This is a genomic window from Caenispirillum bisanense, assembly GCF_900230255.1.
In the GTDB taxonomy this organism is placed as follows: domain Bacteria; phylum Pseudomonadota; class Alphaproteobacteria; order Rhodospirillales; family Rhodospirillaceae; genus Caenispirillum; species Caenispirillum bisanense_A.
Genome location: NZ_OCNJ01000002.1, coordinates 500,878 through 518,670, shown reverse-complemented (window position 1 = coordinate 518,670; position 17,793 = coordinate 500,878). Strand labels below are relative to the sequence as shown.

The 17,793-nt window shown below is 71.4% G+C and carries 14 protein-coding genes; 1 reads left to right on the top strand and 13 read right to left on the bottom strand.

Annotated features, from left to right (window positions below; translation table 11 throughout):
- Window positions 1-58 precede the first annotated feature (58 nt).
- The 10 genes from CRP50_RS06990 to CRP50_RS06945 form a co-directional block, all read right to left on the bottom strand.
- Complete coding sequence (locus tag CRP50_RS06990; RefSeq protein WP_097278257.1) at window positions 59-784, bottom strand: S8 family serine peptidase; 726 nt, start codon at window positions 782-784, stop codon at window positions 59-61.
- On the bottom strand, window positions 784-2,514 hold the full coding sequence (locus CRP50_RS06985; protein ID WP_097278256.1) for an ABC transporter ATP-binding protein: 1,731 nt from the start codon (window positions 2,512-2,514) through the stop codon (window positions 784-786). The genes CRP50_RS06990 and CRP50_RS06985 overlap by 1 nt, the downstream gene beginning before the upstream one ends.
- 2 nt (window positions 2,515-2,516) lie before the next feature.
- On the bottom strand, window positions 2,517-3,620 hold the full coding sequence (peaD, locus tag CRP50_RS06980; protein ID WP_097278255.1) for a quinohemoprotein amine dehydrogenase subunit beta: 1,104 nt from the start codon (window positions 3,618-3,620) through the stop codon (window positions 2,517-2,519).
- A 17-nt stretch (window positions 3,621-3,637) separates the two neighbouring features.
- Window positions 3,638-3,961 (bottom strand): quinohemoprotein amine dehydrogenase subunit gamma, encoded by a 324-nt coding sequence (gene qhpC / locus CRP50_RS06975; RefSeq protein WP_097278254.1) that lies wholly within the window; start codon window positions 3,959-3,961, stop codon window positions 3,638-3,640.
- Window positions 3,961-5,397, bottom strand: coding sequence for a quinohemoprotein amine dehydrogenase maturation protein (gene peaB / locus CRP50_RS06970; RefSeq protein ID WP_097278253.1), 1,437 nt, complete (start codon window positions 5,395-5,397; stop codon window positions 3,961-3,963). The genes qhpC and peaB overlap by 1 nt, the downstream gene beginning before the upstream one ends.
- A 22-nt stretch (window positions 5,398-5,419) precedes the next feature.
- Window positions 5,420-6,970: a quinohemoprotein amine dehydrogenase subunit alpha gene (peaA, locus tag CRP50_RS06965; RefSeq protein ID WP_176525062.1), complete on the bottom strand. Its 1,551-nt coding sequence runs from the start codon at window positions 6,968-6,970 to the stop codon at window positions 5,420-5,422.
- 140 nt (window positions 6,971-7,110) lie between these two features.
- A complete protein-coding gene (locus CRP50_RS06960; RefSeq protein ID WP_176525061.1) occupies window positions 7,111-8,628 on the bottom strand; it encodes an aldehyde dehydrogenase family protein in 1,518 nt (505 codons plus the stop codon).
- Window positions 8,629-9,268: 640 nt separating this feature from the next.
- The gene (locus CRP50_RS26320) at window positions 9,269-9,940 is read right to left on the bottom strand and encodes a response regulator transcription factor (protein ID WP_097278251.1); all 672 of its coding nucleotides are present in this window, start codon (window positions 9,938-9,940) and stop codon (window positions 9,269-9,271) included.
- A gap of 18 nt (window positions 9,941-9,958) precedes the next feature.
- Window positions 9,959-11,284 carry an NAD(P)/FAD-dependent oxidoreductase gene (locus CRP50_RS06950; protein ID WP_097278250.1) on the bottom strand — a complete coding sequence of 442 codons (1,326 nt, stop codon included), beginning with the start codon at window positions 11,282-11,284 and terminating at the stop codon, window positions 9,959-9,961.
- 73 nt (window positions 11,285-11,357) lie between these two features.
- Window positions 11,358-13,991 carry a NahK/ErcS family hybrid sensor histidine kinase/response regulator gene (locus tag CRP50_RS06945; protein ID WP_097278249.1) on the bottom strand — a complete coding sequence of 878 codons (2,634 nt, stop codon included), beginning with the start codon at window positions 13,989-13,991 and terminating at the stop codon, window positions 11,358-11,360.
- A gap of 221 nt (window positions 13,992-14,212) precedes the next feature.
- Here CRP50_RS06945 and CRP50_RS06940 point away from each other — a divergent pair, with 221 nt between their 5' ends.
- On the top strand, window positions 14,213-14,776 hold the full coding sequence (locus tag CRP50_RS06940) for a hypothetical protein (protein ID WP_245913390.1): 564 nt from the start codon (window positions 14,213-14,215) through the stop codon (window positions 14,774-14,776).
- Between the two features lie 74 nt (window positions 14,777-14,850).
- On the opposite strand, the gene CRP50_RS06935 is transcribed toward CRP50_RS06940, so the two are convergent.
- The 3 genes from CRP50_RS06935 to CRP50_RS06925 form a co-directional block, all read right to left on the bottom strand.
- A complete protein-coding gene (locus CRP50_RS06935) occupies window positions 14,851-15,696 on the bottom strand; it encodes an ABC transporter permease (protein ID WP_097278248.1) in 846 nt (281 codons plus the stop codon).
- Window positions 15,696-16,481 (bottom strand): ABC transporter ATP-binding protein, encoded by a 786-nt coding sequence (locus CRP50_RS06930; protein ID WP_097278247.1) that lies wholly within the window; start codon window positions 16,479-16,481, stop codon window positions 15,696-15,698. The genes CRP50_RS06935 and CRP50_RS06930 overlap by 1 nt, the downstream gene beginning before the upstream one ends.
- Before the next feature lie 80 nt (window positions 16,482-16,561).
- Complete coding sequence (locus CRP50_RS06925) at window positions 16,562-17,596, bottom strand: ABC transporter substrate-binding protein (protein ID WP_097278246.1); 1,035 nt, start codon at window positions 17,594-17,596, stop codon at window positions 16,562-16,564.
- Between the last annotated feature and the right edge of the window lie 197 nt (window positions 17,597-17,793).

Here is a 17,793-nt window from a genome sequence, read left to right as displayed (position 1 = left end):
GGCGTGCGCGGGAGGAGTCTGGGCGGGCGCCCGTGGCGCCGTCTTGAACGGTTGTGCGTCAGCCGCCGGCGGAGACGCGGCGCTCGCGCCCGACGAAGCGGGCCGCCGCGCGCAGCCACACCTCCGGCGCCTCGCCCGCCGCCCAGGTGCCGGCGGCGCGGGCTGCGGCGAGCAGGCCGGCGATGCGGGCAGCGGCGAAACTGGCGCCGCCGGTCGGCTGGCGGCCGGGTTCCACCACCACGCCGGGGCAGGCGCCGTATTCCGCCGCACCGCCGCCGTCGCCGAACCACGACAGCTCGCCGACGCCGCAGCGGGCATCGCCGGAGACGCGCACCACGCCGGGATAGGCCGCCGGCCACACCGGCCCGCCGCGGGCGGGGGCGGAGGCGACAACCGTCACCCCGGCGGCCAGCGCCGCCGCCACCGCCTCGGCCAGCACGGCGCGGTCGCTGCGCAAACCCAGGCTGAGGACGCAGACATCCGCCCCCTGCTCCACCGCCCAGGTGAGCCCTGCCGCCACCAGCCCGGCGGACGTGGCGCTGTGGCGGCCGAACACCTGGGCGTCGAGCAGGCGGGCGTCCGGGCAGGCCTCGCGCACCAGCCGGGCGACGGCGCTGCCGTGGCCGAGGGTGTCGGGCTCCGGCGGCACGGCGCGCACGCTGCCGTCCTGCGCCGGGCGGAAGGCACGGGCCAGCGCCACGGGGGCGCCGGGCGGGCTCGCGATGCCGCTGTCGATGACGGCGACGGTGACGGGGGCGAGGACGGGGGTCGGGGCGGCGGTCATCACGCGCTCTCCCGCACGGGCTGCGGCAGCGGGCGGAAGCGGCCGTCGCGCAACTCCCACACCGCATCGGCGCCGGTCAGCATATCGGGCCGGTGGCTGACGACGATGCGGGTGCGGTCGGCGAACAGGCGGTCGATCTCGGCGGCGAGGGCGGCGGCGGTCTCGGCATCCAGGGCCGAGGTCGGCTCGTCGAGCACCAGCACCGCCGGATCGAGCAGCAGGCAGCGGGCCAGCGCCATGCGCTGCCGCTCGCCGCCCGAGAACAGGGCGCCGGCCTCGCCGACGGGGGTATCGAGGCCCTGCGGCAGGCGGTCGAGCAGCGGGCCGAGTTGGGCGGCGCGGGCAGCGCGCTCCACCGCCGCGTCGTCGGCCTCGGGCGCGCCGAGGCGGATGCTGTCGGCGATGGAGCCGGGGAACAGCACCACCTCCTGCCCCATGACGGCGACGGCGCGGCGCAGGTCGGCCAGCGCGAGGTCGCGCAGGTCGAGGCCGGCCAGGGTGACGCGGCCGCCCTGCGGATCGAAATGGCGGTGCAGCAGATCGACCACCGTGCTCTTGCCGGCCCCGGAAGCCCCGACGAGCACCACCTTGGCGCCGGCGGGAATGTCGAGGGTGGCACCGATCAGCACCGGCGCCTCGGCGTGGCGGTAGTCCACCGCCTCCAGGCGCACGGAGGCGGGGCCGTGTGCGGGCAGCGGGCGGGGCTGCGGCGGGTCGGCCACGTCGGGGGCGGCGTCGAGGATTTCCATGACGCGGTCGAGGCTCACCCGCGCCCGCCGCACCGCCATCCACAACCCGAGCAGCGACTGCATGGGGCCGGTGGCGCGGCCGAGATAGGCGGTGAAGGCGACGAGGCCGCCGAGGGTGAAGGCGCCGTTCAGCACCATCATGCCGCCGACCACGAAAACCAGGGCATTGCCGACCGAGCCGAACAGACCCGGCACCGCCCCGGCGGCGAAGTTCACCATCTGCAGGCGCAGCAGGTCGTCCAGGTAGCCGTGGCCGAGCCCGTCGAGGCGCTTCGTTTCGGCCCGCTCGGCGCGGAAGGCCTGCACCACCTTCACGGCCGACAGGCTGCGCACCAGGAAGCTCGACACCTCGCCGGAGCGCTCGCGCAAGGCCCGCGTGCGACGGTCGACGATGGGGCGGACCCACTTCAGGAACAGCAGTTGCGCCGGCAGCAGCGCCAGCGCCAGCGCCGTCAGCCACGGGTCGAGCAGCAGCATGAGCGTCAGCGCGCCGGTCAGCACCAGCACGGCGTTGAGCGCCGCCAGCGGGGCGTCGACGGCGAAGCGCAGGATTTCGCCGATGTCGCCGTCGAGCCGGCTGAGCAGGTCGCCGGTCTTCCAGCGGGCGTAGAAGCGCGGCGACAGGGTGAGAAGGTGGGCATGCACTCGCCCGCGCATGGCGAACAGGATGCGCCCGGAGGCACGAATATAGATCCAGCGGTTCCACGCCGACACGGCGGTGGACAGGATGCCGATGCCGACCATGCCGGCGCTCAGCATCACCAGCAGGCGCAGGTCGCCGCCGAGCAGGGCATCGTCGATGAGAAGCTTGGTGATCCACGGCTGCGCCAGCCCGATGCCCACCCCGAGCAGCGAGGTGAGCGCGATGGCCGCCAGCGTCGTCCGGTGCGGTGCGACGAAGGACCAGGCCCAGCGGACCTGGTCCCGCGTCGACCGCGCCGGAGCCGCGCGGGGGGCGTGCGGGCTCGGCGCGACCGCCATGCTCAGCGCTCGATCACGCGGAGCGAGGCGACACCCTGGTCGGGGCAGCCGGGGATCTCCACCCGGCCCTTCTCCGACAGGTCGGCGGTGGAATAGATGCCGATGTCGCACATGGTGCCGGCGACGTAGACCTCCTCGCCGTCACCGCTGATGTTGATGGAGTAGTAGGTGTGCGGCAGGTCGACGCGCTTCACCAGCGTGTCGGTGGCGGTGTCGATCTTCGACAACTGGGTGTAGGTGGAGAACACCTCGTTGCGCCGCACCGGGTTGACCACCGACGAGAAGATGACGGCCGAGGTATCCTCGAACTCATCCATGACGAACTCGCCCGACTTCAGGTCAAGCGTCAGCATGCCGGTCTTGTAGGCGGTGGGATCGTCGGCCTGCTTGGTGGTGTCGAAGGTGTAGTAGGGCGTCGAGAACACGTCCGCCTGTTCGTACTGCGGCCAGAAGTCCAGGATGTCGGCCGGGGCGCGGTCCGGCTTCGGGCCGTTGACGATCTTGTGGGTCTCCTTGATGGCGCCGGTCTTGGGGTCGATGCCGTAGAGATCCCAGCCGAGGCCCCACAGGGTCTGGTCGTCGGCCGACATGAAGAACAGGGCGATGCGGCGCGGCACTTCGAACTCGCGCACCGGCTTGGCGCCGACGCCGTCGGCGGTGCTGAACACCTTCACGCGGGTGTCCATCACCTGGTATTCGCCCGGCAGTTCCTTCATGGGCGAGACGAAGACGAACAGCTCCTTGCCGTCGCGCGACAGTTCCACCGCCGGCATGATCTTGGAGCGCACGTTTTCCGGCTCGTTCATGTCGGTACGGAAGACTTCCTTGCCGGTGTCGAGGTCGACGCCGACCACCGCCTCGTTGTGGGCGGTTAGCACGTAGGCGACCTTGGCGTCGGGCGAGGGGATCACCGTCCACGGCGCGACGCCGGGGCCGGGGATTTCCACCACCTTCTCGACGGCCCGCGCCGCCGGGTCGATGAGCACCACCTTGTTGGGCTTGGCGGCGGTCAGCAGGTATTCCTTGGCCGACGCCTCGCCGCCGGCCAGGCCCACCAGGGCGAGGCCGGCCGCGGCCGCCAGCAGGGTCTTGCGATACATGGTCATCGTCCTGCTCCTGGCCGTCACTTCTTCGGGAAGACGGCGCCGAGTTCGCGCCAGTCGTTCTGGGCCGAAGGGGCGTCGGCGTTCCAGTCGGGATAGGTGTTCATGGTGTCGGGCACCTGGGCCGGCCACCAGCAGGGGTCGGAACAGCCGTAAAGGTCCGCCTCCATGGGGGCGCAGAGCGCCGCGACGCTGCCGAAGGGGTCGATTTCCCAACCCGGATCGACGGTCGCCGTGCAGCCGGTGACGATGGACGACATGGTGTAGACCTCGTCGACACCGCCGCCGTCGGCAGCCTGCTCGACGGCCTTGGCCTTGCGGTTCATCGGAGTGATGTGCTTCATCAATGGGCCCTCCTCGGGGCGACGTGGCGGTCGAAGAAGCCGGGGTTGCCGGCCATGATCGCGGCGTAGGACTCGAGCCCGAACGCCACCCAGTCGCGCATCAGGTCGCAGTAGTGGTGGTTGGGCTTCAGCGGGTCGGCGTAGCGGCTGTAGGCCTCGTGGTAGCAGCCGCCGGCGCACAGCTTGCGGATCCAGCAGGTGGAGCAGACGGGGTCCTTGCGGTTGGCCGCCTCCTCCAGGAAACCGCGCACCGCCGCCTTGTCCCAGCCGGCTTCGACGTTGCCGAAGGTCGGCATCTTCGATCCGGTGAAGCGGTGGCACAGGTTGACGTCGCCCTTGCGGTCGACCGCCAGCATGCCGGCGCCCGCCCCGCACGGCAGGGACTTGGAGGTCCCTTCCGACAGGTCGGTCATCAGCTGGTGCATGTTGCCGAAGCCGGTGTTGCCGCCCGCGAGGGCCGCGGCCACGTACTCCCGCCCCAGCTCCTTCAGCCCCTCGAACACGGTGGCGAGTTCGTCGGGCAGCAGGTTGAAGAAGCTGTTGTCGCCCGAGGTGACGGGCGAGAACCCGACCTCGAAGAAGCCCTGCTCGTCCTTCAGGTGCTTGTGGATGCGCGCCACGTCGGTCACGCCGGTGGTCAGCGTCACGCGGGCGCCGATGGGGCGGGACTTGTAGCGGCCGAGCAGCATTTTCGCCTTGGCCGCCACCACGTCGTAGGTGCCCTTGCCGCCGACGGTGCGGCGGTTGCGGTCGTGCAGGTCGGGCGGGCCGTCCATGCTGATGGTGATGCCGAAGCGGTGGGCGTCGAAGTAGTCCACCAGTTCCTCGGTCAGCAGGGTGGCGTTGGTGGTCAGCGAGAAATCGATGACCTTGCCCGTCTCCCGCCCGCGCCGCTCGGCGAAGTCCACCACGGCGCGGATGAGCGGCATGTTGCTGAGCGGCTCGCCGCCGAAGAACACCACGTTGACGCGGTCGCGCCCGGCGGCTTCCTCCAGCAGCAGGTCGACGGCCTGGGCGGCGGTGTCGAACTCCATGCGCTGGCCGGCGGCGGGGGTGGTCAGGTCCTCCTTGTAGCAGTAGGTGCAGCTGAGGTTGCAGCCGGTGTTGACGTTGAGCACGACGGTCGAGACCGGCAGCTCCTCGACGACGATGGGCTTGGCCTCGACGGGGGTCGCCGCGTCGGGGCCGACGATGCGCAGGGTCAGGAACTCGCGCAGGGTCTCGATGACGTCGGCGGCCGGGTAACGCCCGTCGAAGCGGGTGCGGATGTCGTCCTCGCCGACGCCGGTCGGGCCGCGCTCGCGGAACAGGTCCACCATCTCGGCGCCGAGCGGGTCGAGCGCGAAGACGCTGGTGGACGGCACGTGGAACAGCATGCGCTGGTCGCCGAAGCGGAGCGTGCGCACGTCGTTCCCGGCCAGTTGCAATGTAGCCATGGGATTGCCTCCGGTCGCTCGCTCAGTGGATCGGCGGATCGTTCCAGCGCTGCACGGTCACCACGAGGCGCCCCTCGCCCGTCACCGTCTTGCCGCCGTTCTTGACGGCCGCGGTGACGGCCAGGTCACCGACGTTGTTGGTGCCGAAGCGGCGCTGCGGGTTCGGACCGGCCAGCGCCGGCTGGAACAGGCCGCCGCCGTGCGAGGTCAGGGCGAACTTGGCGTCCTCCATGGCTTCCGCCGCGGCGTCGCGGTTGGCCGCCGTCCAGGTGGCCGGCAGGGCGCCGAGGCGCACGTCGTCGTCGGTGCCGGGCTCGCCGTCGGCGCCGTTCAGGTAGCCGACCGCTTCCAGCTGCGCGGTGATGGCCGCCATGGCCCCGCCGCCGCCGCCCACGCGGGCGACCGCCGTCTCGGGCTCCACCTTGACGCTGTCGACGGACTTGTAGACGGCGAAGGCCTGCGAAAGCTCGCTGCCGCCCGCCTTGACGGTGCGCCAGCCGGGCGCCGCGTCCTTGGCCGCCGTCACCTTGACGGTGACACGGTCGCCGGCGGCGGTCAGCGGCGCCACGGTGATGCCGGGGCCGAAGTCGACCGTGCTCGGCAGGGCGTCGCCGTAGAGGGTGACGGTCTTGCTCTCGCCGGCCTTCAGGCTCGCCTGGCTGAGGCCGACCAGGGTCGGCTGGCCGTCGGCCTTCACGGCGGTGACGCGGGCGCCGATCTCGTCGGCGTCGGCCTGGAACATGCGGCCCGACAGGGTCTTGCCGTCCTCGGACAGGGCCATGATCTCGCGCATGGAGCCGCCGCCGAGGTCGGTGGAGGCGCGCCATTCGTAGCCGCCGAACACGGTGGCGAGGCCGCCGCCGGCGACCGGCTGGCCGCTCGCGTCGACGAGGTCGTAGGTGACGGTATAGGTGCCGTCGGCCGCCGGGGCGACGGCCATGCTGCCGCCGATCGCGCCGCGGCCCGGCTGGTAGGCCGAGACGATCCAGGTGCCGGCCGGGTCGGGCTTGTCGGCGTCCTTCCAGGCGGTCCAGGCGGCCGTCTGGTAGGGGAAGCGGTCGCCGAGGATCTTCGGCATCTCGGTGGAGATGCGCTTCCAGTATTCGTGGTCGCGCGACATGAACTGGTATTCGGCGGTGGGGAACTGGCCGACGTGGAAGTTGGCGAGCTTCAGCCACTCGTCGGCGTCACGCCGCTGCAGCGCCACGCGGGCGAAGCTGTGGCAGCGGGCGCAGGTGGTGACCAGCCCCTCGTCCGCCTCGGCTTCCGACACGTTGGGCTGGCGCTCCAGGATGTAGCGGTAGTCGGCGGTTTCCGACGGCGCGAGGCCCTGGGTATCCGACAGATAGCGGATCAATGCCGTCGCCTCGTTGGCCGACAGCTTGGCGCCGTGCAGGTGGCCCATGCGGAACAGCGTCATCTCCCAGCCTTCCGGCGTCTTGCGGATGTGGCTGATGCGCTTCCAGCTGTCGGTGCCTTCGGGCGTGTGGCAGCTGGCGCAGCGCTCGGTGATGAGCGCCTTGGGGTCCAGCGTTTCCGCCGCCGCACCGCCGGACAGCAGTCCGGCGGTCATGGCGGCCAGGGATGCGGAAAGCAGCCCCGTCCTCCTCCGTCGCGTCATGTGAATGAACCTCCACCTGTTCCTGAGTTGATTGGGTTTTTCTTTTCTTGTCTGGGTCTTGTCTTGTTATGCGTGGTCCCGCCGGCCCGTGGTCAGACGACCATGCAGACCGACTTCTCCTCCGTGTAGAGATCGAGCACCGAGCGGCCCATTTCGCGGCCCCAGCCCGACTGCTTGAAGCCGCCGAACGGCAGTGCGGCGTCGAGCACGTTGTGGGCGTTCACCCAGACCGTGCCGGCCTTGATCTTCGGCACCAGCCGGTGGATCTGCCGCAGGTCGGTGCCCCAGACGCTGGCGGCGAGGCCGTAGGGCGTGTCGTTGGCCATGGCCGCCACCTCGTCGAGGTCGTCGAAGGGCAGCGCGCACAGCACCGGGCCGAAAATCTCCTCGCGTACCACGGTGGCGTCCTGGGCACAGCCGACCAGCACCGTCGGCTCGACGAAATAGCCCTCGCGGTCGGCCCGGCGGCCGCCGCACAGGGCCTGCGCGCCCTCGCTCAGGCCCTTGGTGATGTAGCCGGCGACGCGGGACGCCTGCTCTTCCGACACCAGCGGGCCCATCTGCGTCTCGGGGTCGAGGCCGTGGCCGAGGCGGATGCCCTTGGCCGCGCCCGCCACGCCCTCGGCCACCCGGTCGAAGATCGAGCGGTGGACGTAGAGCCGCGAGCCCGCCGTGCAGACCTGGCCGTGGTTGAAGAAGATGGCGTTGGCAGCCCCCTCCACCGCCTGCGCCACGTCGGCGTCGGGCAGCACGATGACCGGCGACTTGCCGCCCAGTTCCAGCGACACGCGCTTCAGGTTTCTCATGGCGGCATGGCCGATGAGCTTGCCCACCTCGGTGGAGCCGGTGAAGGCCACCTTGTCGACGTCGGGATGCTCGGCGAGGCGGGCGCCAGAGATGTGGCCGAAGCCGGTGACCACGTTCACCACGCCGGCCGGATAGCCGGCTTCCAGGATCAGCTCGCCCAGGCGCAGCGCCGACAGCGGCGTCTGCTCGGCCGGCTTGAGGACGGAGGTGCAGCCGACGGCCAGCACGGGGCCGAGCTTCCACGCCGCCATGAGCAGCGGGAAGTTCCACGGCACGATCTGCCCGACCACGCCGACCGGCTCGCGCTGGGTATAGGCGAACAGCTTGGCGCCCGGCATGTAGGGGACGGAGACGGGGATGGTGGCGCCTTCGATCTTGGTCGCCCAACCGGCCATGTAGCGCAGGAAGTCGATGGCCATGGCGACGTCGGCATGGCGGGCGATGAGCTTGGCCTTGCCGTTGTCGAGGCTCTCGATCTCGGCCAGCTCGTCGGCATTGGCCTCCATGAGGTCGGCGAGCTTCCACAGCAGCTGGCCGCGCGCCGTCGGCGTCATGGCGGCCCAGGCGGGGTTCTCGAAGGCTTCGCGGGCAGCGGCGACGGCGGCGTCGACATCGGCGACGGTCGCCTGCGGGGCGCGATGAAAGACGGTGCCGGTGGCGGGGTCGACGACCTCGAAGGTGGCGCCGTCGGCGGCGGCGACCCAACGGTCGCCGATCAGCATGCGGCCTTCCCCGAGGCGCGACAGGAATTCGGTAACGGCGGCGGAGGGCGCGATGCGGCTGCCCTGGCGGCTGATGTGCATACGGTTTCACTCCCGGTTCTTTTCTTGCGCGTGCGCGCAGGCGGGAGGGAAAGCCGGTCGAACGACGGGGTCCGGCGCGGACGGCCGGGTGTCGGGCAGATCTAGGGCGTCGTGGTGATGGTGTGTCCCCGCATGTCGTCTTCCAGCGCTCCCTGTCAGAGCCCCCGGCCGCGGTTTGGTTTGTGGTGCGGTCCGGGCGATCCCGCCCGCGGGACCGTCATCAGTGTTCCACCGCCGACACGTGAAGGAAATTGGCCCGACGTATCGCATCGGGCGCCGCGGTATTGTTCGGAGGTATCAGGAAAGATGCCGGGGGTTAGCAGTTGGCGGCGGGAATGCTGGCCGCCCGAAGGCCGACGCCTGGGAAGGGCCGGATCGGGGGGCCGGCCATGACAATATCTCTTGATGTTTCAGCCCCTTATGTCATGCCCGGACTTGATCCGGGCATCCACGGCTCCCCTGCCGCCGGCCGTGGAAGACGCAGCGCCCACGGCCGCCGCCGGTGCCGCCGGCCGTGGAGGACGCAGCGCCCGCGGCCGCCGCCGGTGCCGCCGTGGATGGCCGGGTCAAGCCCGGCCATGACAATTGACGAGTAATTCCAAGCACTTGCCAAACCCGACCGCCGGACCGACGCCCGCCCCTACCGCTCGCTCACCGCCAGGGCGCGGTTGGCGGCGACGATGGCCTGGGCGCGGGTGGTGACGCCGAACTTGCGCAGGATGGCGGAAATGTGCGCCTTCACCGTGATCTCGGTGATGTCGAGCGCCCGCGCGATTTCCTTGTTGGAAAGGCCCTCCGCCAGCTTCTCCAGCACCATGGTCTGCCGCCGTGTCAGACTGGCGCTCGCCGCCGCCGCGTCCACCGCCGACACGCCGCCGCCGCCCGATACCGCCGCGACCACCGGCGGGTCTTCCGCCATGGCCTGGCGCGGCAGGTAGCAGCCGCCCGACAGCACGAGGCGGATCGCCTGTTCGGTGATGGCGGAGGTGGACGACTTGGGCAGGTAGCCAGCGGCGCCGATGAGCATGGCCTGGCGCACCGCCTCGCCGCGCTCCGACGCCGAGACGATCACCACCGGCGTGTCCGGCGCCCGCGCCCGCACCGCCGTCAGCCCGGAAAAGCCCTCGGCACCCGGCAGGAAGAGGTCGAGCAGCACCACGTCGAACGGTTCGTCCGCCGCCGACACCGCCGCCAGCGCCTCGTCCAGGCTCGCCACCTCGGTGCAGCGGGCGCCGTCGAAGGCGCGGCCGAGGACATGCACCAGGGCCTCGCGGTAGAGCGGATGATCGTCGGCGATGAGGAAGCGGGTCATCGGGTGCTCCACAGGGGCTTACACGGCCGCCGCCGGGATGGGCAGCAGGCCCTGGCGGACCAGCCAGGCGGTCGCCTTGGCGACCTGTGCCGGGCTGCGGTCGAGGCGGGCGGCGGCAACAGTGGGCGTCGCATCGCCGGCCAGAACGTCGAGCAGCGGCGCCAGCGGCACGTCGTCGATGGACAGGATGCCGCGCCGATGCTGCGGCGTCACCACCACTCGACGGGCGACCACCCGGTTGCCCTCGATCACCGGCCGCACCACGACCTCGGCGCGCGGCGGCGCGGGTGGCGGGGCCGGCAGCGCGGCGGGGTCCCAGCCGGCGCGGTCACGCCAGAACGGGCGGGCGGTCCAGCGTGTCTCCTGGGCGTAGAAGGCGCGGCCCGCCAGGGCGTGGCGGTGGAAGGCGTCGACCACCCGCTCGCGGTGGAACTGCAAGGCCGCCGCCGAGTCGGCCGCCGCGTCCAGCAGTGTGGCGATCACCGGCCGGGCGATGAGGGCGCCGCCGATGGCCTCGTAGGTGCCGTGGCCCGACAGCGGGTCGATGCCGAAAGCCGCGTCGCCGATGCGCAAGGCCCCGGGCGCATCGGCCTCGGCGGTGATGAGCGGCGTGGCGTCGCGCGCCGTCACCTCGCCCACCGGCCGGGCACCGTCGAGCCAGGCCAGAACGTCCGGTGCCTGCGTCATGCGCTCTGCATGGAAGGCCGCAAGCCCTTCCCGTGCCGGCACGTCGGCGGCATCGGCGAAGACCTGCACGAGGCGCCGGCCGTCGGGCAACACGGCGAACCAGATCCAGCCGTCGGGGCAGCTGGCGACGCCGCTTTCGGCCCGCGCCGGCGGGCGACCGTCGAAGGCCTGCGCCAGGGCCACCGTGTGCGGGCCATTCCAGCGGTGCGGGCCGGCCTTGGGCGCCTTGCGGCCGCGCGCCTCCACCAGAAAGCCGCCTCTCAGCACGCGGTCGCCGACGCTCAGACGCCAGCCGGTGCCGTCGCGTTCAACCGCCGTCACGCGACCGTCGATCAGGGTCGCGCCGGCGGCGGCGGCGTCCTGCCACAGGGCGGCGTCGAAGGTCGCGCGCTCCACCAGGCATTCCACGTTGGCGGCATGGCGCTCGCCGTTCCAGGCGGCGGAGCGCGGCACGACGGTGGCGCAGGCGGCCTCGGCCGCGGCGCAGCCGGCACGGCGCAAGCCCTCCACCACCCGCGGCGAGATGCCTTCCCAGGCGGCGGGGCGCGGCTGACCGGCCAGCGCCACGCGCCAGCCGTCGCCCACCAGCAGGCGGGCGGCCGTCAGTCCGGCGACGCCGCCGCCGGCGACGAGGATGTCGAAATCCGTCTGCGCCATGCTCCCCTTCCATGACTCCCGAACGGTCGCGGGAAAGCGTAACGAAAAGGTCCCGCCCCCGTCACGATCCGTTTCACGTCCCCGCCGAAAGAAGCAGCAGCGCCATTACGGACCGCAGCTGCCCCGGCCGCACCGGCTTGTGCAGCAACCCGAGCCCGTGCAGCCCCACCGCTTCCGCCACCTGCCGCTCGCGGCTCGAGGTGATGATGACCGCCGGCACCCGCCGCCCGAGCCGGGCGCACAGGGCCTCCACGGCATCCAGCCCGGTCAGGTCGGGGTCGCCGATGTTCCAGTCGGCGATGATGAGGTCGGGCGGCCCGCCCGGGTCCTTCAGCGCCCGCATGGCCGCGACGAAGCCGCCGGCGGTCAGCGGCACGCAGTCCCACGCCGCCAGCAGCGCCCGCATGCCGTCGAGGATGGCCGGGTCGTCATCGAGCACCAGCACGCGGCGGCCGCGCAGGGCGCGTTCCATGTCGGCCTCGCGGGTGGTGGCGCCGCCGTCGCCCTCCGCCACCGCCTCGCCGTACCCGAGCGGCACGCGCACGGCGAAGACCGAGCCGCGCCCTTCCTCCGACCGCACCGTCACCTCCATCTTCAACATGTCGGCGATGCGGTCGACGATGGCGAGCCCGAGGCCGAGGCCGCGCGCACCCCCCGGCGCCCGCGGATTGTCGAGGCGGCGGAACTCCTGGAAGATTTCGCGCAGGCGTTCGCGCGGCATGCCGATGCCGGTGTCCCACACCTCGATCCACACCCCGTCGCCGCGCCGCCGGCAGCCGAGCAGCACCGTGCCCTCGGGCGTGTAGCGCAGGGCGTTGCTGAGCAGGTTGCGCAGCACCCGCTGCAACAGCGCCGGATCGGTGCGCACCACCACGTCGGCGGCGAGGCTCTTCATGCGCACGCCGCGCAGGCGGGCCTGCGGGGCGTATTCGGCGTCGAGCTGGCGCACCAGCGGCTTGAGCGGCACCTCCCGCACGTCCACCGGCACCACCCCCGAATCGAGGCTGGTGATGTCGAGCAGGCCGCCCAGCAGGTCGTCCACCGCCCCCAGGCTTTCGGTGATGCGGTCGAGCAGGGCGAGGTCGTCGTCGAGCCACACCTTCTCGCCCAGGGTGCCGAGGAACAGGCGGGCTGCGTTGAGCGGCTGCTGCAGGTCGTGGCCGATGGCGGCGAGGAACTGGCTCTTCAGGCGGTTGGCCTGTTCCGCCTGGGCCTTGGCGACGCGCAGCGCTTCCTCCATCTCGCGGCGCTCGGCCAGTTCGCGGCTGAGCTGCTGGTTGACCGTCAGCAGTTCGGTGGTGCGGCGGCGCACGGTGTCTTCCAGCACGATGGCGTTCTGGAACAGCGAGAAATTGTCGCTGTGCAAGTTGGCGTCGCGCTGGCTGCGGTCGATGAGGGCGCGCACGATGCGGCGCAGTTCCTCCACCTCCGGGTCGGCGGAGGCGTCGCGCGTCCACGGCATGTCGGCCGGGCGCTCGGGCGCCGGGGCATCGGCGGCGGCGGGTTCGTGGATGAGCAGGTTGCGGGCGCTGCCGGTGACGATCTCCGGCACCGCCGCCGCCTCCGCCGCGCCGAAGGCGACGCCGGTGAACGTGTGGTTGACGTGCATGGTGCCGACCTGTTCGCCGAAGCTCGCGTAGCCGCCGACGGCGTTGTCGGCGAACAGGGCGGCCACCTGCGGCTCCAGGCCGTGGCGGCGGATTTCCAGCATGCGCACGGCGCAGTCGCAGGCCCAGGTGAGGTCCAGCGGCCCCAGGCTCTGGCGCAGGCGGTCGAACAGGCCGGCGAGATTGGCCGCCGGGTCGACGCCGTCGGCGATGGACAGCGCGAGGCCGGTGTCGATGGCGCAGCCGAAGCTGATGGCGCCGTCGGCGCCGATGGTCTCGATGCCGCGGGCGTAGTTGCGGCCGCCGATGCGGAAGATGAGCGGCCGCGCCGCCGTCAGCTGCGGCGTCAGGGCGGCCGGCGTCACGCCGAGCAGGCGGGCGTATTCCTCCGCCGCCGGCCGGCCGTTGAGCGCCTGCACGAGACGGCGCGCCGGATCGGCCTCGGTCACCACCACCTGGGCGTCGGTCGCCAGGTAATGCTGGGCGGAAAACACGCGGAACGGCCGCCGGGTGTGGACCAGCGTCAGCACCGCCGCCCGCCGCCGGAAGGCGCCGTCGTGGAACACAGCGGTGTCGCGGAACTCCAGCGCGTCGGCCGCCGAGCCGCCGAACAGCGGAATGGCGCCGAGCGCCATGCCGACGGCGCTCGCCACCCGCTCCTCGGCGAGGCTGAGGCCGTCGATGGTCAGGAAGGCGAAGGTGTTGGTGTCGTCGGCGCCGGGAGCGGCGCCGCTCAATTCCCACAGCAGCGACTGGGCGGCGTCGTAGCCGTCCTTCATGGTGAAGCGGTCGAGGTCGTCGAGGCGGCGCGTCACCACCGTCGCCTCCGCCCGCGCCAGGGCGAAACCGGCCAGCGCCGCGCCCTCGAAGCCGGCGGGGGAGAGGGTCGCCGCGGTGGTGCAGCCGATGACCGGCACCCCGGAGAAGGCCTCGCGCACCGCCGCTGCCGTGGCGTGGCGGTCGAGGCGCGAGGGGACGAACAGCACCACGAGCGCCGGATCGGCCACCGCCGCCAACTGCGCCCGCACCTCCGCCACCGCCGCGCCCGGTACGGGGTTGCGGCTGAGGCCTCGGCGATGGAAAGGCGGCGGTGCGTGCATGGAGGTGAAGTGTGCCTGCGCCCCGTGCGGCCGGCAAGGGCGACCAAGGGCGGGGGCCGCCGTCCGACCTGCGGCCTGCCTCCGAATCGCAGCCGCCGGTGCGACCGCGGCCTGTATGATGGGCTGGCATCGGTGGCACCGCACGGCGCTGCCGCAACGACCCGAAGATCATGCCGCACCGCCCGGCCGTCTCGTACCCGTCCATTCAGGAGGACAAGACGATGGGCATTCGCATCTCGACCCCGCTCGCGCTCCTCACCATGGCAGCTGGTGGCCTATCCGCCGCTCCGGCCACCGCCGCCGACCCCCAGGCGATGATCGACGACGCCGTGAAGGCGGCCCCGCCGGGCCTCGCCGATACCGTCGAGGTCATGGACTGGGAGGGCAACGTCCTGCGCGACGGCAGCGGCAGCTACGTCTGCTTCCCGACCCCGCCGCAACTGTCCGGCACCGCCCCCATGTGCATGGACGCCACCTGGATGAAGTGGGGCGAAGCGTGGCAGGGCAAGACGCCGTTCCAAGCCGAGCGCCTCGGTATCAGCTACATGCTGGCCGGCGACGAAGGGGCGAGCAACACCGATCCCTACGCCGAAGGCCCGACCGAAGGCGACGATTGGGTGGTGGAAGGGCCGCACCTCATGCTGGTCGTGCCCGACGCCGCCATGCTGGACGGCATTCCCACCGATCCCAACGCCGGCGGACCCTACGTCATGTGGGCGGGGACGCCCTATGCCCATGTGATGGTGCCGGTCGGGCCGCGGCCGCAGGAGACGGCCGCCAAGTGAGACACGACAGAGCATGACGGCGGAGGCGGTGCACCCGGCGCCGCCTCCGCCGTCACCCCCGCGCCCCGCCGCCCTCACGCCGACGGGCCGCCGCGCGTCGCCCATTTGGTGGAACGGCGTTCGATGCGGTTGAACACCTCGTACATGGCGATGCCCATGGCGGCGATCACCAGCAGGCCGGCGAAGACCAACGGCACGTTGAACTTGGAGCTGGCCGCCATCATCAGGTAGCCGATGCCCTTGTTGGACGCCACCGTCTCCGACAGCACCGAGCCGACGAAGGCCAGCGTGATGGCGATCTTCAGCGAGGCGAAGAAGAACGGCAGGGCGCGCGGGAAGCCCACCTTCACCAGGATGTCGCGGCGGGTCGCGCCGAGGGAGCGCAGCACGTCGCGCAGTTCCGGCTCCAGCGTCGCGAGGCCGGTCGCCACGTTGACGACGATGGGGAAGAAGGAGATCAGGAAGGCGGTCAGGATGGCCGGCACGGTGCCGATGCCGAACCACATGACCAGGATGGGCACCACCGCCACCTTGGGCACGCTGTTGAAGCCGATGAGCAGCGGGTTGAGCGCGTCGTAGATGGTCTTCGACGCCCCCACCAGGCCGCCGAGCAGCACGCCGAAGGCGACCGCGATGGCGAAGCCGGCGACGGTGGTGTAGAGCGTCTGCACCGCATGCATCCAGATGGCGTCGCGGAACTGCCAGATGGCGGTGAAGCTGGCGGACGGCGTCGGCAGCACGTATTCTGGCACGGCGAAGCCGCGGCACACCGCTTCCCACATCAAGAACAGGCCGATGGTGGTCAGCCACGGCGTCGCCTTGCGCGCCAGCGGGCGGCGGTGCAGCGCCGGCTTGCGGGGTTTGGCCGGAGCCTGGGCAGGAGGAGGCGCGGGCGTGGACGCGGGGGTGGTGTCCGGCATCAGGCGGCCCTCACGGTGCGGATGTGGTCGCGCAGCTCGTGGACCAGGTCCACGAAGGGCGGCGTGAAGCTGGTGTCCTGGGTGCGCGGGCGGGCGATCTCGTTCTCGCGCCGCACCAGGATGCGCCCCGGCCGCTTGCTCATGACGTAGATGGTGTCGGCCAGATACGCCGCCTCGCGCAGGTCGTGGGTGACCAGGATCACCGTGAAGCGATGCTCCATCCACAGGGCCTGCAGGGTGTCCCACAACTCCTCGCGGGTGAAGGCATCCAGCGCCCCGAACGGCTCGTCGAGCATGAGCAGGCGCGGCTCGTGGATCAGCGCGCGGCACAGGTTGGCGCGCTGCTGCATGCCGCCGGACAGCTCCCACGGATGCTTGTCCTCGAAGCCGCTAAGGCCGACTTCCGCCAGCAGGGCGCGGGCCTTGGCCTCGTATTCCGCCCGGTGGCGGCGCAGGCGGGCGCGGTGCGGCTGCACGATTTCCAGAGGCAGCATGACGTTTTCCAGCGTCGTGCGCCACGGCAGCAGGGTGGAGGCCTGGAACGCCATGCCGACGATGGAGATGGGGCCCGCCACCTCGCGCCCGTCGACGATGACGCTGCCCTCGGTGGGCGGCATGAGGCCGGTGACCAGCTTCATGAGCGACGACTTGCCGCAGCCGCTCGGCCCGACGACGGCGACGAACTCGCCCTCGCGGATGGCCATGGTGGTCTGGTCGAGGGCGAAGTCGTCGCCCTCGGCATAGCGCAGGCGGACGCGGTCCAGCTGGACGAAGGCGGTGCTCATGGCGGCGGTCCCTGTCGTGGCGGCGGCGGCCGGCCGGGCGGCGGTGGTGCGCGCCCGGCCGTCGCGTGGCGGTCCGGCGGTTACTGGAGCTTGCGCTCGTCGGCCGGCGGCAGGAACTCGGCGGTGAACACGTCGGCGACGGCCGGCTTGTCCTTGATGCCGAAGGCGAAGGTCACCTGCTCGATGGCCTTCTGCATGCGCGCCTCGTCGATGCCGCCCATGCCGCCCGCCTTGACCTCGTCGGTCAGCACGTTGTTGTCGATGGCCATCTGGAGGCGGTCCAGTTCCAGCGCCTCGTCGATGAGCCGGTCGGCGGCCTTGACGGCAGCGATGCCGGCCTTCGGATCGGCGATCACGTCGCGCCAGCCCTTGACCACGGCGCGCAGGAAGCCGGTCAGCGCCTGCGGGTCCTCGGCCATCAGCTTGGGCGAGGCGATGAGGCCGTTGCCATAAAGGGCGAGGCCGGCGTCGCCGTAGGTCCAGATGTTCAGGTCCTCCTTCTGCACGCCGAGGCCACGCAGGTTGAGGAGGCTGGTGAAGTAGAAGCCCGAGATGCCGTCGACGTCGCCGCGCAGCAGCATGGGTTCGCGCAGCGGCGGGTCCATGGATTCCCACGTCACGCTGGCGGCATCCAGGCCGGTCGCCTGGGCGAAGGCCGGGAACAGCTTGCGCGGGGCGTCGAAGACGGGCGCGCCGAAGGTCTTGCCGGCGATCTTCTCGACCGAATCGATGCCGCTCTTCTTCAGGGTGAAGAGGGCGAAGGGCGGCGCGTTGTAGACGATGAACATGGCCTTCATCGCCTGGCCGGGGTTGTTGGCGTTGAACTCCATCATGGAATTGATGTCGGCCATGGCGATGTCGTAGGCGCCCGAGGCGACGCGGGTGACGGCGCCCGAGCTGCCGTTGCCCGAATCGATGGTGACGTCGAGCCCTTCTTCCTTGAAGTAGCCCTTGTCGCGGGCCACCAGGAAGCCGGCGGCGGGGCCCTCGAACTTCCAGTCGAGGGTGAACTTGAGCGGCTTGAGGTCCTGCGCCTGGGCCGCGACGGCGGCGGTCAGGCTCAGGGTGGCGGCGACGGCGGCGGCCAGCGCCTTGCGCAACAGCGAGATGGTCATGCGAAGCGTCTCCCGATCGGAAAGCGAAGGCGCAATCGTTGGCGCCGGCGACGTGCCCGGCCTCCCACCGATGCACATCTTTTGCTCATTCACGAGCCATGCATGATTTTTAACCATCGGCCGAAAAATTGTCGACGATTTTTCGGTCCAATGTCTGCAATAATGGAATCAGGATCGGAGCCAGACCAGAAAAAAAC

Excerpts from the sequence above, each read along its gene's own strand:
- CRP50_RS06990 (WP_097278257.1), bottom strand. The coding sequence starts at position 784 with ATGACCGCCGCCCCGACCCCCGTCCTCGCCCCCGTCACCGTCGCCGTC.
- CRP50_RS06985 (WP_097278256.1), bottom strand. The coding sequence starts at position 2,514 with ATGGCGGTCGCGCCGAGCCCGCACGCCCCCCGCGCGGCTCCGGCGCGG.
- peaD (WP_097278255.1), bottom strand. The coding sequence starts at position 3,620 with ATGACCATGTATCGCAAGACCCTGCTGGCGGCCGCGGCCGGCCTCGCC.
- qhpC (WP_097278254.1), bottom strand. The coding sequence starts at position 3,961 with ATGAAGCACATCACTCCGATGAACCGCAAGGCCAAGGCCGTCGAGCAG.
- peaB (WP_097278253.1), bottom strand. The coding sequence starts at position 5,397 with ATGGCTACATTGCAACTGGCCGGGAACGACGTGCGCACGCTCCGCTTC.
- peaA (WP_176525062.1), bottom strand. The coding sequence starts at position 6,970 with ATGACCGCCGGACTGCTGTCCGGCGGTGCGGCGGCGGAAACGCTGGAC.
- CRP50_RS06960 (WP_176525061.1), bottom strand. The coding sequence starts at position 8,628 with ATGCACATCAGCCGCCAGGGCAGCCGCATCGCGCCCTCCGCCGCCGTT.
- CRP50_RS26320 (WP_097278251.1), bottom strand. The coding sequence starts at position 9,940 with ATGACCCGCTTCCTCATCGCCGACGATCATCCGCTCTACCGCGAGGCC.
- CRP50_RS06950 (WP_097278250.1), bottom strand. The coding sequence starts at position 11,284 with ATGGCGCAGACGGATTTCGACATCCTCGTCGCCGGCGGCGGCGTCGCC.
- CRP50_RS06945 (WP_097278249.1), bottom strand. The coding sequence starts at position 13,991 with ATGCACGCACCGCCGCCTTTCCATCGCCGAGGCCTCAGCCGCAACCCC.
- CRP50_RS06940 (WP_245913390.1), top strand. The coding sequence starts at position 14,213 with ATGGGCATTCGCATCTCGACCCCGCTCGCGCTCCTCACCATGGCAGCT.
- CRP50_RS06935 (WP_097278248.1), bottom strand. The coding sequence starts at position 15,696 with ATGCCGGACACCACCCCCGCGTCCACGCCCGCGCCTCCTCCTGCCCAG.
- CRP50_RS06930 (WP_097278247.1), bottom strand. The coding sequence starts at position 16,481 with ATGAGCACCGCCTTCGTCCAGCTGGACCGCGTCCGCCTGCGCTATGCC.
- CRP50_RS06925 (WP_097278246.1), bottom strand. The coding sequence starts at position 17,596 with ATGACCATCTCGCTGTTGCGCAAGGCGCTGGCCGCCGCCGTCGCCGCC.